This is a genomic window from Variovorax sp. GW822-FHT04E09, assembly GCF_058800845.1.
Genome location: NZ_JBXAMR010000002.1, coordinates 238,621 through 252,074, shown reverse-complemented (window position 1 = coordinate 252,074; position 13,454 = coordinate 238,621). Strand labels below are relative to the sequence as shown.

The 13,454-nt window shown below is 66.8% G+C and carries 14 protein-coding genes; 10 read left to right on the top strand and 4 right to left on the bottom strand.

Going from position 1 to position 13,454, the window contains the following annotated elements:
- The first annotated feature begins 124 nt into the window (after positions 1-124).
- Positions 125-331, top strand: a complete 207-nt coding sequence (locus AC1RL8_RS08545; protein ID WP_159277736.1) for a hypothetical protein — start codon at positions 125-127, stop codon at positions 329-331.
- Positions 332-493: 162 nt separating this feature from the next.
- Here the strand turns inward: AC1RL8_RS08545 and AC1RL8_RS08540 are convergent, their stop codons facing one another.
- Positions 494-865: a hypothetical protein gene (locus AC1RL8_RS08540; RefSeq protein WP_492685039.1), complete on the bottom strand. Its 372-nt coding sequence runs from the start codon at positions 863-865 to the stop codon at positions 494-496.
- A gap of 131 nt (positions 866-996) precedes the next feature.
- The gene (locus tag AC1RL8_RS08535) at positions 997-1,554 is read right to left on the bottom strand and encodes an ureidoglycolate lyase (RefSeq protein ID WP_492685698.1); all 558 of its coding nucleotides are present in this window, start codon (positions 1,552-1,554) and stop codon (positions 997-999) included.
- 184 nt (positions 1,555-1,738) lie between these two features.
- Here AC1RL8_RS08535 and AC1RL8_RS08530 point away from each other — a divergent pair, with 184 nt between their 5' ends.
- Both AC1RL8_RS08530 and AC1RL8_RS08525 read left to right on the top strand, forming a co-directional pair.
- Positions 1,739-3,064: an MFS transporter gene (locus AC1RL8_RS08530; protein ID WP_492685038.1), complete on the top strand. Its 1,326-nt coding sequence runs from the start codon at positions 1,739-1,741 to the stop codon at positions 3,062-3,064.
- A gap of 73 nt (positions 3,065-3,137) precedes the next feature.
- Positions 3,138-3,845 carry a FadR/GntR family transcriptional regulator gene (locus tag AC1RL8_RS08525; RefSeq protein ID WP_095744462.1) on the top strand — a complete coding sequence of 236 codons (708 nt, stop codon included), beginning with the start codon at positions 3,138-3,140 and terminating at the stop codon, positions 3,843-3,845.
- A gap of 4 nt (positions 3,846-3,849) precedes the next feature.
- Here the strand turns inward: AC1RL8_RS08525 and AC1RL8_RS08520 are convergent, their stop codons facing one another.
- Positions 3,850-4,167 (bottom strand): hypothetical protein, encoded by a 318-nt coding sequence (locus AC1RL8_RS08520; RefSeq protein ID WP_492685037.1) that lies wholly within the window; start codon positions 4,165-4,167, stop codon positions 3,850-3,852.
- Entirely contained in the window at positions 4,164-5,117 is a 954-nt protein-coding gene (locus AC1RL8_RS08515; protein ID WP_492685036.1) for an alpha/beta fold hydrolase, read from the bottom strand. Before AC1RL8_RS08515 ends, AC1RL8_RS08520 begins: the two co-directional genes overlap by 4 nt.
- A 354-nt stretch (positions 5,118-5,471) precedes the next feature.
- On the opposite strand from AC1RL8_RS08515, the gene AC1RL8_RS08510 reads away from it, so the two are divergent.
- From AC1RL8_RS08510 to AC1RL8_RS08480, 7 genes are all read left to right on the top strand, one after another.
- On the top strand, positions 5,472-6,305 hold the full coding sequence (locus AC1RL8_RS08510) for a DUF6502 family protein (RefSeq protein WP_139703591.1): 834 nt from the start codon (positions 5,472-5,474) through the stop codon (positions 6,303-6,305).
- Positions 6,302-7,648, top strand: coding sequence for a DUF5666 domain-containing protein (locus AC1RL8_RS08505; RefSeq protein ID WP_492685035.1), 1,347 nt, complete (start codon positions 6,302-6,304; stop codon positions 7,646-7,648). Before AC1RL8_RS08510 ends, AC1RL8_RS08505 begins: the two co-directional genes overlap by 4 nt.
- A 389-nt stretch (positions 7,649-8,037) precedes the next feature.
- Entirely contained in the window at positions 8,038-8,508 is a 471-nt protein-coding gene (locus AC1RL8_RS08500; RefSeq protein WP_083259040.1) for a hypothetical protein, read from the top strand.
- 376 nt (positions 8,509-8,884) lie between these two features.
- The gene (locus tag AC1RL8_RS08495) at positions 8,885-10,567 is read left to right on the top strand and encodes a sensor histidine kinase (RefSeq protein ID WP_492685034.1); all 1,683 of its coding nucleotides are present in this window, start codon (positions 8,885-8,887) and stop codon (positions 10,565-10,567) included.
- A 37-nt stretch (positions 10,568-10,604) separates the two neighbouring features.
- Positions 10,605-11,291, top strand: coding sequence for a response regulator (locus AC1RL8_RS08490; RefSeq protein WP_095950012.1), 687 nt, complete (start codon positions 10,605-10,607; stop codon positions 11,289-11,291).
- 858 nt (positions 11,292-12,149) lie between these two features.
- Entirely contained in the window at positions 12,150-12,923 is a 774-nt protein-coding gene (locus AC1RL8_RS08485; RefSeq protein ID WP_095744458.1) for a LuxR C-terminal-related transcriptional regulator, read from the top strand.
- Between the two features lie 13 nt (positions 12,924-12,936).
- On the top strand, positions 12,937-13,389 hold the full coding sequence (locus AC1RL8_RS08480; protein WP_492685033.1) for a hypothetical protein: 453 nt from the start codon (positions 12,937-12,939) through the stop codon (positions 13,387-13,389).
- The last annotated feature ends 65 nt before the right edge of the window (positions 13,390-13,454 follow it).

Genomic DNA, 13,454 nt, shown 5'->3' with positions numbered 1-13,454 from the left:
AGGGGCTGCAGCAGTGCTCGCAGACTATAGCCCCGTGCCCTCGCAAAAAGAAGCCGGCGCGGGCCGACCCGCCCTGCCCTGGCCGCAGGCTCATGCGCTTGCACGACCTCTTTAGAATGGCCCGATGAACTGGCGCATCACACTGTTTCCCCTGGCTTTGGTCATTGCCGGCTGCTCGACGCCGCCCAACCAGATCGTTCCCTTCCGCGACGGTGTGCTGCGTGCCATGACCTACACCCAGGCCTCGGACTACTGCAGCGCCAAGGGACAGGACCCGAAGTGGCTCGGCAAGGCACCCGCCGAATCCGGCGTGCTGTTCCAGTGCCAGTGAGCCACCGCACCACCCGCCGCATCACGCAGGGCTGACGCCCGGCCGCACCGCTCAGGCGTCGATGTCGATGAGCGCCAACCCGCTCTCGCGGTCGCAGGTCTTGCGCAGGTAGCCCGGCGACTCGACCATTTCATGGCGAGGCGTGTCCTTCCGTTCGAAACGTCAGCGCGGGGAGTTCTGCCTGCAGTCCTCGGCGGTGCCCCGGCAGTCGTCCTGGCGCGAGGGCGCGCCAGGGTCGTCCGCGCGGGGCTTGTCCTCGCCGGCCGGCTTCGCGTCCGCCGGTGGCTTTTTCACCATGCCGGGGTCGCGGTCGGGCGGCGCGGGCTTCACCAGCCGCGGATGGCCATGGGGCGGCGGCTTCACGAGGAGCTCGGGGTCGGGGCCAGGTTGCGCTTGCGGCTTGACCGGCGGTGGCGGCGGCTTGTCGGCCGACTGCGCGGCAGCCGGCCCGGCAACGAGCGCCGCGACACCCAGGACCCCGATGGCGAGGCTTCCGGCAAACATCGATTTCGTTGGATTGCGCATGGCGTTCACCCATGGCCCGAAGGTTTCACCGGGGCGCTCCCGGCGGTGTAGGCCTCTTTCGCCAATGACCGCAAGTCGGCGTCGCGGTGCCTGCGACGCTGGCGCAGCCGCCGGGCGATGGCCGCAGGGATGGCGCGCGCTCAGCCCGCTAGGCTGACGCGCACCACGCACGCCGGCGGCACCAGAATCTCGTCGCAGTTCGGCCCGGCCCCGCCGCGGTCGATCACCACGAAGCTGGCCGGCTGCTGCGTGACCACCAGCGGGTGGTGCCAGACGCCGCGCGCGTAGTTCACGCCCTGCCGCCCGTCGGTGACGAAGGCGCGGATGTCTTCCACGCGCACCGTGTCGCCCGCCGGCGCCACCACCACGAGAAATCGGCTGCCGTCCATCGGCACGAAGGCCTGGCTGCCCAGCGGGTGGCGCTCCAGCATGCCCACCTGCAGCGGCATCGCGTAGGGCTGCGTCTCGAAGATGTTCACCAGCACGCGGCTGTCGCCGGGGCCCGGGTCCACGCGCGCCAGGTCGTGAAAGCGCGTGGTCATGCCCGCGTTGATCGGCATCGCCCGGGCGTGCGCGCTCTCGATGACGTCGCCGAACGCGGCGAACGCCTCGCGCGTCAGCGGCTGCGCAACGAGCGCAAGCGTCGCGGGCGTGCCCGGCGCCGGGGGCAGGAAAGTGGGGCTGGCAATCGTCAACAGAAACTCCTCGGCTTTTGGTCCAACTGGTATTACCAGTATCCTTGCGATACATCCACTCAGTCAATCTCCCGGCGTCAGGGAAATCGCTAGTGTCCAATGGCGCATGAGGCCTTAAGGTCTCGGTCGCGTTAAATCATACCGGTAATACCAGTTAATCCACCCATCGACGCCTTCGAGGACCGCCATGTCAACCACCACCCTTCATGCGCCGCTGCAGCCGGCCACCACCTCTGCTGCAGCGGAGAACGCGCTCTACAAGAAAGTGGCATGGCGACTCATGCCGTTCCTGACGCTCTGCTACGTGGCCGCCTACCTGGACCGCGTGAACGTCGGCTTCGCCAAGCTGAACATGCTCAGCGACCTGCAGTTCAGCGAAGCCATGTACGGGCTGGGCGCGGGGCTGTTCTTCATCGGCTACTTCTTCTTCGAGGTGCCGAGCAATCTGCTGATGCACCGCATCGGCGCCAAGGCCACCATCTCGCGCATCATGATCACGTGGAGCCTGATCTCGGCCGCGATGATGTTCGTGACCACGCCCACGCAGTTCTACGTGCTGCGCTTCCTGCTCGGGGCGGCCGAGGCCGGCTTCTACCCGGGGATGATCCTGTACCTCACCTACTGGTTTCCCTCGCACCGCCGCGCCAAGATGGTGGCGGTGTTCATGTGCGCGATTCCGGTGTCGGGCGTGCTGGGCGGACCACTGTCGGGCCTGATCATGGACGCCATGCACGGCATGGGCGGGCTGCGCGGCTGGCAGTGGCTGTTTCTCATCGAGGCGCTGCCCTCGCTGGTGATCGGCCTGCTCGTCATCGTGTACCTCGACAACAGCATCCAGGGCGCACGCTGGCTGACGGCCGAAGAAAAGGCCGTGCTCGCACGCAACATCGCCGCCGAGAACGCCACCAAGGGCGGCACCAGCCACATGACGCTGCGCGCGCTGTTCGCCGACCGCCGCATCGTGAAGATGGCGCTGATCTGCTTTTGCACGGTGATGGGCCAGTACGGCCTGACCTTCTGGCTGCCCACGCTGGTGCGCCAGTCGGGCGTGTCGGGCGCGCTGAACATCGGCCTGCTCACGGCCATTCCCTTTGCCGTGGCCATCGTCTCGATGCTGCTGGTGAGCCGCAGCTCCGACCGCATGCGCGAACGCCGCTGGCACCTGATCGTGCCCTTCTGCTGCGGCGCGCTGGGCCTGACGCTGAGCGCGATCTTCAGCAACAACGTGTACCTCTCGCTGGCCGCATTGGCCCTGGCCGCGGGTGGCAGCCTGGCGACGTCGCCGCTGTTCTGGAGCCTGCCGACTGCCATCCTGTCGAGCGCGGGCGCGGCGGCGGGCATTGCGCTCATCAACTCCTTCGCCAACCTGGCGGGCTTCGTGAGCCCGTACATGATCGGCCTGATCAAGGACGCGACGAAAAGCACCGACATCGCCCTGTTCGTGCTGGCCGGCGTGCTGCTGTTCGGCGCCTTCCTCACCTGGACGGTGCCGGCCAAGCTGGTCAACAAGTAGGGAAGGCCCGGGGTGCGGCCACAGTAAGATTTCCAGCTCCCGCCACTGCCGCACTTCGCACCGAAAACCGCCCATGCTCGCCTCCCCCGCCGTCGCCGCCACCGCCGCCCGCCTGATCCAGCAGCGGATCGCGGACGGCACCTACGCGGCCGGCGGGCTGCTGCCTTCGCAGCGCGACCTGGCCGAGCAGCTCGGCATCAGCCGCACCTCGCTGCGCGAGGCGCTGTCGACGCTGCAGGGCACGGGCCTGGTCATTCCGCGCCCCGGCAAGGGCATGTACGTGGCCGAAGACGGCGGACAACAGGCGCCGGCCGCCTCCCCGGCCTGGAAGTTCGCCACCTCGCATTCGCTGCAGGACGTGTACCAGCTGCGCTTCGCGGTCGAGAACTTCACCGCGCGGCTGGCCTGCCTGGTCATCGAAGCGGACGACCTGGCGGCGCTGCGCGCCAACGCGCAAGCCATGCGCGAGTGCATCGACGCCGGCGACTTCACGCAGGCCACGCAGCTCGACTTCGACTTCCACATGCAGATCATCGGCATCGCAGGCAACCAGGCCATCGCCGAGATCTTGCGCAACAGCGCCGAGGTGATGCAGGAGAGCCAGCGCCTGCCCTTCTACAAGCGCGGTGCGCGCCATGCCACCTACGACGAGCACATGGCGATCATCGAGGCGCTCGCGCAAGGCAACCCGGCGCTGGCGCAGCAGGCGATGACGCAGCACATCGTGCAGGCCGCGCAGCGCGCGGGCGTGCACTTTCCGACGGGCCTCGAGGCAGCCTGACGCTTCAGGTCCACGTGTCGACGACGATGCGCAGCACCTCGACGCTCTCGGGCAGTTCGATCAGGAACTCCGCATCGCGCGGCAGATGGTGCACCCCATTCGGGTCGCCGCCGGTGAACGCGCTCATCGCGGCCACGTCGGGCCAGTAGGAGGTCGTGACGAACTCGGTCTCGGTGGCGCGGTCTTCGCGAAACAGCTGCACCGCGAGCGCCGTCTTGCGCAGCGGCGGAATGCCTTCCGCCAGCAGGTAGCGTTCGTAGGCATCGGCGCGGCCCCGCGTGACGCGGCCGCGCCAGATGCGCGCGATGGTGGCGACGCTCATAGCGGCACGCCTTCGATCGTCCGGGTGGATGCAAACGCCGGCACCGGCAGGTGCCGCCCCAGGAAATCGCGCAGCGGCGGCAGCACCTCGGCCAAGTGCGTCTCGAGCAGCCAGTGGCCCCCGTCGTCGAACGCGTGGAACTGGGCGTCGGGCAGGTCCCGCAGGTAGGCACGGCCGGCCTCGATCGGCATGTAGCCGTCCTGCGGACCCCACAGGATCAGCGTGGGCGGGCGGTACGTGCGCAGGTAGTCCTGGTAGCGCGGGAACCACCGCAGGTTGTCCTTCAGGCCCTTCATGAGACCGAGCGCAATGCCGCGCCGCGCGGGCGTGTCCATCAACGGCCAGTGAAGGCGCCAGAGATCGGGCGCGAGCCGCGGGGCCACGCGCGACGACACCTCTCCGATGAATTCGTCGCGAAAGCCTTCTTCGCTCACGGCGCGCTCCAGCACCGCGAGATGGGCCTCGCTCGGGTCGTTCCAGTACGCCCGGATCGCCGCGTACTTCGGCCCCAGCGTGTCTTCGTAGATGTCGCCGTTCTGGACGATCAGCGCCGTCACCCGCCCGGCCCGCCGCATCGCATGGCGCAGGCCGATCTGCGAACCGTAGTCGTGCAGGTACAGCGCGTAGCGGCGCAGCGCGAGCGCGGCGGTGAAGCGGTCGAGGAAGTACGCGTAGCCATCGAAATCGAACACGAAGTTCTCCTCGGGCGTGCCGCTGTAGCCGAAGCCCGGGAAATCGGGCGCCACCACGCGCCAGCGGTCCGCCAGCGCCGGCATCAGCGCGCGGTACTGGAACGAAGAACACGGATAGCCGTGCAGCAACAACAGCACCGGGGCACCCACCGGACCGGCCGCGCGATAGAAGACCTCGACGCCATCGATCTGCACCGTGCGGTGCGTGACGGCGGTCGTGCCGGCCGCGTCGTTCTTTCGGGGGTTTGCATTGGCCATCTCGGCTCCTTGAGACATGCAAAGAAACAGAGATGTCTTTGTCGCCTCCGGCGCGGGGCCCGCATGTGGGAAAGGGCCGACCCTGGGTGTCGTCCGGGCCGCGCGCGCCCTGCGGCGGGCACGCTGCAGGGCGACATAGGCAACCTGGCCATCCCGTCGGCCGATCGGCCTTGGCAGCACCGGCCGGACGGTCGCCCCGCGCCCGAACATGAAACTTTGGCTCACTGGCCGTCAAACCGCAGTCCAAAGCTTTCACTGCAGCGCGGTGCGCAGGACAATGGGGCGTTGATGGTGGTCGGGGCGCCGCCTCCGATCCTGTCGGCATTGCACTTTCAGGACTACACACGTCGCGTCATGGAACAACGGCTGGAATGGGCCCTGGCGGCCTGCTCACGCATCCTTCGACCCGTGGTGAAGCTCGCCCTCGCGATGGGGGTCAAGCACCCCCACCTGGAGGAGTTGCTGCGTGACCTGCTGATCGAGGAGGCGCAGCACTCCTGGCGCAGCCAGGGCGTTCCCAAGCCCAACCTGAGCCAGTTGTCCGTCACCACCGGCCTGAACCGCAAGGCCGTGACCGCCAAGGTCCGCTCCACCGTCGACCCCCTGCCCCACACCGAACTGTCGGCCGCAGCCAAGACCTTCACGCTGTGGCTGCAGATGCTGACCGAAGACGCTTCGTTCCGGCGCCTGCCCGTCACCTCGGGCCACACGGCGCCCTCGTTCGAGGCGGTCGCCCGCCTGAGCAGCCGCGGCAACGTGCACCACCGCACCATCCTCGACGAGCTGATCCGGTTGAACATGGTGACTGAAAACGAGGGCATGGCCGAGCTCACCGCCGACGGTTTCGTGCCCGTGCAGGACCTGCAATCGATGCTGGCCTTCCTGGGCGACAACGGCCGGGACCACCTGCTGGCGGCCGTCGCCAACACGCTGGGCGAGCAGCCCCGCATGCTCGAACGCGCGGTGTACGCGCGCGGGCTGTCGCTGAACGATTGCGAACAGATCCACCGCCTGGTGCGCGACCGCTGGTCCGCCCTGCACCACGAGCTCGCGCAGGAAATGGCGCAGGCGGTCAGCCGCGCGCCGGCCCGCGCCAATGGACGAATCCGTGTCGGCATCTACACGTACTACGAGGACGAGGGCACGCCGCCCCCGCCCGCGTCCTCTGAAAGCGAGCGCCCCTCATGAGCACGATCCAAACACCCCGCCGCCTCCTGCTGGGCCTGTTCTGCGCCGGCCTCATGGCCCTGTTGATGTCCTGCGGAGGCGGCGGTGGTGCCTCGACCGGGAACCTGGGCCTGGGCACCGGCACTGCGATCGGCGGTGACAGCCCCGGCGGCGCGGGCACGGGCACAGGCGGGGATGGGACCGGGTCCGGCTCGGGCAACGCCGGCACGGGCGGCTCCGGCGACACCGCCAGCAACGGCAACACCGACGGCTCCGGTGTCGGCTCGGGCGGCACCGGCGTGACTGCGGACGCCGCCGGCATCGGCTCCGCGGACGGCCTGGGCAGCATCATCCTGAACGGCCTGCGCTACACCACGGACACGGCCACCATCACCGTCGAGGACGCCACCGAACTCCAGATCGGCATGAGCGCGCGGGTCGCCGGCAAGGTCGACCCCGACTTCACCCGCGGCATCGCGACGCAGGTCGTCTCGGGCGCCGAACTGCGCGGCGCCGTCTCGCGCATCGACGTGGGCGCCGGCAGCTTCGTCGTCATGGGCATCAGCGTGAGCATCGATGCGGCCACGGTCTGGGCCGACGCGAACGGGCTTGCCAATGTGGCCGACGGCAGCCTCGTCCAGGTGTGGGGCCTGCCCGGTGCGCCGGGCACGCTGCGCGCCACCCGCGTGCAGACCGCACCCACGCTGACCGCCCCGCTGGTGACGGGCGCCATCCAGAACCTCAATGTGATGAACCAGACCTTCACGCTCGGCCAGCTGACGGTCAGCTATGGCGGCGCCAGCTTCGCGGGCATCGACGCCTCGTCGCTGGCCAACGGTGTCATCGTGCGCGCCCGCGGCACGGCCGCGCCGGTCGGCAACGCGTTCACGGCAACCAAGGTGGCGGGCTGGTACGCGATACCGACGGGCAACGGCATCGCACTGCAACTCGCGGGGGACATCACTGATTTCGTCTCGCGCGGCGCCTTCAAGGTGCTGGGCACGCCGGTGGACGCCACCAATGCGCAGATCACGGGCGGCCCCGTCGGTTCGCTCGGCAACGGCGTGAAGGTCGAGGTCGACGGCTTCATGTCCGGCGGGGTGCTGGTCGTCAAGAAGCTGCGCATCCGCCATGTGCCGGGCACGGGCGGGCCGGCCTCGTTCACGCTCATCGGCGCCATCGGCGGCTACCAGTCTTCGGCCTATTTCCGGGTGCAGGGCCAGCCGGTGGACGCCAGCGGACCGGGTACCACCTTCGAGAACGGTACCGCCGCGAACCTGGCCAACGGCCAGCGCGTGACCGTCGTGGGAGACCGGGTGGTCGACGGCGTTCTCATCGCGCAGCGGGTGACATTCAACCCCTGACCTGAAGCGGCAGCGCAGCGCCCCGCCGCCCGGTCGCATCGCCCGCCCCTTCTGGCCGCAGGCGAAGCCGGGCTTTCACACACATCCAGTTCCAGTTCGACGCGCCGCACCGCGGCGGGCGTCGGCCTGCGCGCACGCGGGCCGGATAGCACCTTCGGCCATCTATCTCCAAACCCGTGGCGAAAGTACGAAAAAGGGACTAAAGTGAAAAAATCACATTTCTTACATTGGTGGCTTCCGTGTCTGTTCCCGCGAGTTCAGTGCGACCGTTGCTCCCCGTTGGCATCGCAGGCCCACGCCTGACGGATGCCTCCCTGTGCGGGGCTGCGCATCGGGCGCCTGTTCGTCGCCGGACCAGCCGGCACCGCTGACACTGCGAGGAGTACCGCATGCCGCTCGTCCTTCTTCTTCGGCTCATGAACAAGCGTTTTCCGGTCATGCTCACGGCGGACGCGGACATCCGGCATGCCTCGGTGCTGGTCGCCACCGGACTCATCGAAGCCGAGTTCCATGTCGACAACTTCGGCTACCAGCGGTACGAAAGCGCCCAGGTCTTCGCCATCACGGAGGAAGGGCACGCGGAGATCGCCACGCTCTGCGGCAACGGCGCCTCGGTGCATGAAGAACGCCCCCAATGGAGCGTGATGCCGCTCGATTACCTGCGCAGGATCGGCAACTCGACCTTTCCCCTGCACACCGAGGACCCGTCGGAGATCAACTCCGTGGCGGTCCTGGAAGCCGCTGGCATGGTGGAAGCCACCCTCCCCCCGATCTGCCGCGCCCGGCAGAAGCTGCGCCAGGCCACCGTCCTGCGGGTCACGCCCCTGGGACGGACGGCGCTGGTGCCACGGCGGGGCTGAATCCGGGTTCGGGTCGAACGCCCGGCGTGCCAGCCCTGGCGCGCCGGGATCGGTGCGTCCGGCGCGCACGAACATCGCCCCTCGCGCCCCCTTGCCCCACACCTCCATGAATCGGGTACCCGTTTGCCGTGCGGCAGCCCCCGGCCCAGCGAAAGCGCCTCGTACAGCGATGAAAAAAGCCTGCCCACGACACAATTGAAACCAAGCGCAACAGACGTCACAGATCGCCCACAAGGTTCATTTCGAGTACCAAAGAAGTAATGTGAAACCTTCACATACACCGCGTTATTGGCCCGAAGAAATGAACGCCAGGCTGTTACCACCGAACGTCGGCCCCTGCCGTGCATGAAACAGTTCATGCGAAGGATGTCTTGCCATGCGCGCCCCCGTCTCCGCCCCGAGCCTCGACAGCAGCCTGTCGACGGATGCGCTCATGGCCGCCCGCATGCGGCTGGTGCTGTCGATCTCGGCGGTGCTGGCCATGGCGGTCGATGCGGGGCCCACGCGGCAACCGGTGGCCAGCGCGGTCTGGCTGGCCTTTTGCGGATACCTCCTGCACAGCGTGCTGGTGCACGCCTGCACGCAGGGCGGCTGGCGCCATGTCCAGGGCAAGGCGGTCCACTGGTCCGACGTGATGTGGTTCACGCTGATCGTCTTCGTGACGGGCGGCGTGCACAGCCTCTTCTTCCTGTTCTATTTCTTCGCCATCCTGACCTCCTCGTTCCGCTGGGGCTTCGAGGAAGGCGCCCGCGTGACGATCGTCTCGGTCGCGTCGTTCGCCGCCTGCGGGCTCGGCTCGAGCACGGGCGACGACGCGCCGCAGCTGCTGATGCGCACGACCTTCCTGCTGGCGCTGGGACACATGATCGTGCACTGGGGCGGCTCCAAGCTCATCCTGCAGCGGCGCCTGGCCCTGCTGGGTGACATCAGCCAGCTGTCGAACCCGCGCTTCGGCGCGGGCCGCACCATCGCCCGCACGATGGAAAAGACGCTGGCCTTCTTCAAGGCCAGCCATTGCATCCTCATGACGCGGGACACCGCCACCGGCAACTGGACCCTGCGCACGCTGCGCAAGGACGACACCTGCGAGCACGTCGGCGTCGAGACGCTCGGAGGCATCGCCGAGTCGCCGCTGATGGCGCTGGAGCATCCGCACACCGTGCTGAGCAACCGCCTGCCCTGGCCCCTGAACCACTTCTTTGCGCGCAGCCACATGCACGGCCCCGGCGCGATCGGCTGGCGCCCCGAGGGCCGCGACGGCGCCAAGCGCAGTGCCGCCGTGGCTACCATGCTCGAGGCCCGCGCGTTCATCAGCGCCGCGCTGCCGCTGCGCCTGGGCGAGGGGCGCGTGTTCATCTCGTCGCGCAACGGCCACTTCAGCAAGTCCGACGCGCTGTTCCTCGCCCACCTCATGGAACAGATCTTCCCGGTCATCGAGACCATCGAAGTGCTCGACCGCATGGCCTCCGAAGCGGCCGCGACCGAGCGCCTGAAGATCTCGCTGGACCTGCACGACACCGCCGTGCAGCCCTACATCGGGCTGCGCATGGGCCTGTGCGCACTGCGCAAGAAGGCCGCCGCGGACAACCCGCTGCTCGAGGACCTGGACAAGCTCGCCGAGGTGGCGAGCGGCGTGATCGCCGACCTGCGGCGCTTCGCGGGCGCGGTCAAGGCCGGCCCGGAAAGTTCGTGCGGCCTCGTGCTGCACCAGCTGTACAGCCAGGCCGCCCGCATCCAGGGGCTCTACGGCATCGAGATTTCGGTGAACGTCGAAGGCCACGTGCGTCTTGACGACCGCATGACCGCGGAGGTCCTGCAGATGGTGGGCGAAGGCCTGAACAACATCTGCAAGCACACGCAGGCCCGCCGCGGCAGCGTGCGCATCGGCTGCCGCAATGGCTGCCTGCACCTGCGCATCGAGAACGAAGGCGACGAAGAGAACTTCGCGCCCTTCCGGCCACGCTCCCTCAGCGACCGCGCAGCGGCGCTCGGAGGCCGCGCGCAGGTCAGCCGGTGCCGGGGCGGCGGCACCGAGGTGCTGATCGAAATCCCCATCTGAGCCCCCAAAAGCACGACAACAGTCCGAGGAGCCCCTCATGCAAACCGAAGCCCATCCCATCGGCGTCCTGCTGGTGGACGATCACCAGACCATGCTGTGGGGCCTGTCCCGGCTGATCGACGGCGAACAGCCGCGCATGAAGGTCGTCGCCACCGCCAGCTGCTGCGAAGAAGCCGTGGCGCACACGCAGAGCCTGGCCCCCGACGTCATCGTGCTCGACCTCGACCTTGACGGCCATTGCGCCCTGGACATCCTGCCGCAGCTGCTGTCGAACGAGGTCTCGCGCGTGGTCGTGCTGACCGGCGAACGCGAGCAGCGCACCCTGGACCTCGCGGTGCTGCGCGGCGCGCGCGGCGTGATGCGCAAGGACGCCTCGGCCGAGCAGGTGCTCGACGCGATCGAGCGCGTGCACCACGGCGAGCTCTGCGTCGACGCCCCGACCATGGGCCGCGTGCTCTCGGAACTCACCTCGGTGAAGAAGCCGCCGAAAGCCGACCCCGAGTCCGTCAGGCAGGCCAGCCTGACCCAGAAGGAGCGCGACATCGTCCGCACCGTGGTGCACGGCAGCGGCGCCTCCAACAAGACCCTGGCCGGGCAGGCCTTCGTCACCGAGCACACGCTGCGCAACCATCTCACGTCGATCTACCAGAAGCTCGGCGTGACGAACCGGCTCGAGCTGTACATCTACGCCGTCAAGCACCACCTCGACGCGATGGCGCACTGACAGCGCCCTGCCCGCCCCGTCCTTCGAGGCGCCCACTGCGGGTCGCTCAGCGTCGGCATGCCCCTTCAGGCCCCGCCATTTCCCCGCTTTTCCGATCACCGCCTGCTGCGATCAGCTGGCGTGCGGGAGCGCACCGGAGTGGCAGAGGAGGAAAAGATTCGGCACCGTATTTCGTGCCACCTCAAAGAAATTGAATTTCAATCGAATTGAAAAATCATGATCAAACGAGAGAATAGATCACAAAAATAAAAATCGGATAGCAGGCAATTTGGTTAATAGAAGATTTCATTCAATTCAAATATCATCGGGATTTCAATAATCAAATTATTTCCACGGTTTCAATTGGTTTTTTGAGTATTTTATTTCACCAAACACCAAATACCCAATCAGAAATGAATTTCATATTTGATTAATTTCATTATTTTCAAAATTTCCTCGCATAAATAAACCCATTCCACTTTTCAACCAGCATTGCTCACTTGGCGAACAATGCGTCGTTTTTCACGATCCGCCTCAAAAACATAGAAATTAGGTATATCGAACGTCATGGTTCAGGTAGTTCCATTTTGAAACACTCATGTCTTTCCACAAACAGGAGCAAAAGACCCGCGCAATCGTCCCGTCAAGTTCATAGGATTGCACAAGCCTCGGGCTGAATTGAATTTCAATTAAAACTCACAGAAAACATTCAATTCGGCACTTGCCTTTCATTTTTCTATTGAAAATGTATGAAACCCCAACCTGCTTTGCCGCCGATGGGGAAAGTGGCCCCGGAGCGCTCGACGGACGACCTTTGCGTCTCCCCGCCCACGCTCGCAACGACCGGCCTGCGTCGCTCACGCCAACCGGGGCAGGCACATGCTTGATCACCGGCTCATCAGCTCTGGCGAGAAGGCCTCCGTCGGCGTCTGCGCGCCCGCCGCGAGGCTGTGGCCGGACTTCCTGATCGGCCAGGAAAAATCGCCGGTGCGCGTGCTGCTCGTCGACGACGACGAGTACATGCGCCGGGTGATCGCCCAGGAGCTGCTGTCGGACCTGCGCATCCAGCTCGAAGGCCAGGCCGACAGCGTTCGCGAGGGACGCCGGCTGCTGACCACGCACACCTTCGACGTGCTGATGCTCGAGCTGCAGCTGGGCGACGAGATGGGCTTCGAGCTGATCACCGAGGCACGCCGCCTGCACCGCAGCAGCGAGGTCATCGTGATCTCCTCGCTCGAGGACGATGCCCACGTGCTGCGCGCCTTCGAACTGGGTGCCATGGGGTACCTCCTGAAGAACGCCTGGTTGCAGAGCTTCGCCGATGCCGTGCTGCACGTGGTGAACGGCGGGGCCGCAATCACGCCCCGACTCACGCGGCGCCTGCTGCACCGCCTGGACTACCACCCCCGCGAGCCGGTCGCCGACAAGGCGCCGTCGCCGCCGAGGCCGCCATCGCGCGACATGACACTGACGCCGCGAGAGAGCGAGGTCCTGCGTTGCGTGGCCTCGGGTTACGTCTCGGCGGAGATCGGCGCCAAGCTCGGCATCACCGGCCAGACCGTCAATGTGCACATCAAGAGCATCTACAAGAAGCTGCATGTGCATTCGCGCGCCCAGGCGGTGAACTTCGCCGTTCACACGGGCCTGATCTGAACGGCAGCGACCCATGACCCCGATCGATTGCCCCTTCGCCGCCGGATCGCGCCCTCGTCGCGCGCTCGACAAGCGGCCCTTCGTTCAGGCCATGCTTGTCGCGGCCTGGGCCACGCAGGTCATGTGCGCCGACCTGGCGATCGCGACGGAAGCGACGTCGGCGGCCGTTGCGGCGCACGAGAACCCGGATGGCGGCGTTGCGGACGGCGAAGTCGCAAGCGACGCGGCCGTGGTGACGGCCTCTCCCGACGATCCGGCGGTCACAACAGGAAGCGGTGACCCGGAGCGCCCCGGCTCCGCCGTCTACAGCCCCTTCGCGAGCCCGCCACACGGCAATGAACGCCCTCCCGCTTTCGCTGCGGCGTCCCAAAAAAGCAATGGCGGCCATGCGGAAATGGCGCTGATCGCCCTGATTTCGGCCGGTGTCGCCGCGGTCGCTGTTTTTTTTTGGCTCTGGCGCGCGTAGTCAGGTTCTCGTCAGTTAATTTGTATGTGAGAAAGTTGCATTCCTGAAGATGGCCTCTCATAATT

Bases quoted from the DNA above. Each gene is read 5' to 3' on its own strand.
- AC1RL8_RS08530 (WP_492685038.1), top strand. From the start codon at position 1,739: ATGTCAACCACCACCCTTCATGCGCCGCTGCAGCCGGCCACCACCTCT.
- AC1RL8_RS08505 (WP_492685035.1), top strand. From the start codon at position 6,302: ATGAGCACGATCCAAACACCCCGCCGCCTCCTGCTGGGCCTGTTCTGC.
- AC1RL8_RS08500 (WP_083259040.1), top strand. From the start codon at position 8,038: ATGCCGCTCGTCCTTCTTCTTCGGCTCATGAACAAGCGTTTTCCGGTC.
- AC1RL8_RS08480 (WP_492685033.1), top strand. From the start codon at position 12,937: ATGACCCCGATCGATTGCCCCTTCGCCGCCGGATCGCGCCCTCGTCGC.
- AC1RL8_RS08510 (WP_139703591.1), top strand. From the start codon at position 5,472: ATGGAACAACGGCTGGAATGGGCCCTGGCGGCCTGCTCACGCATCCTT.
- AC1RL8_RS08485 (WP_095744458.1), top strand. From the start codon at position 12,150: ATGCTTGATCACCGGCTCATCAGCTCTGGCGAGAAGGCCTCCGTCGGC.
- AC1RL8_RS08520 (WP_492685037.1), bottom strand. From the start codon at position 4,167: ATGAGCGTCGCCACCATCGCGCGCATCTGGCGCGGCCGCGTCACGCGG.
- AC1RL8_RS08545 (WP_159277736.1), top strand. From the start codon at position 125: ATGAACTGGCGCATCACACTGTTTCCCCTGGCTTTGGTCATTGCCGGC.
- AC1RL8_RS08525 (WP_095744462.1), top strand. From the start codon at position 3,138: ATGCTCGCCTCCCCCGCCGTCGCCGCCACCGCCGCCCGCCTGATCCAG.
- AC1RL8_RS08495 (WP_492685034.1), top strand. From the start codon at position 8,885: ATGCGCGCCCCCGTCTCCGCCCCGAGCCTCGACAGCAGCCTGTCGACG.
- AC1RL8_RS08515 (WP_492685036.1), bottom strand. From the start codon at position 5,117: ATGGCCAATGCAAACCCCCGAAAGAACGACGCGGCCGGCACGACCGCC.
- AC1RL8_RS08490 (WP_095950012.1), top strand. From the start codon at position 10,605: ATGCAAACCGAAGCCCATCCCATCGGCGTCCTGCTGGTGGACGATCAC.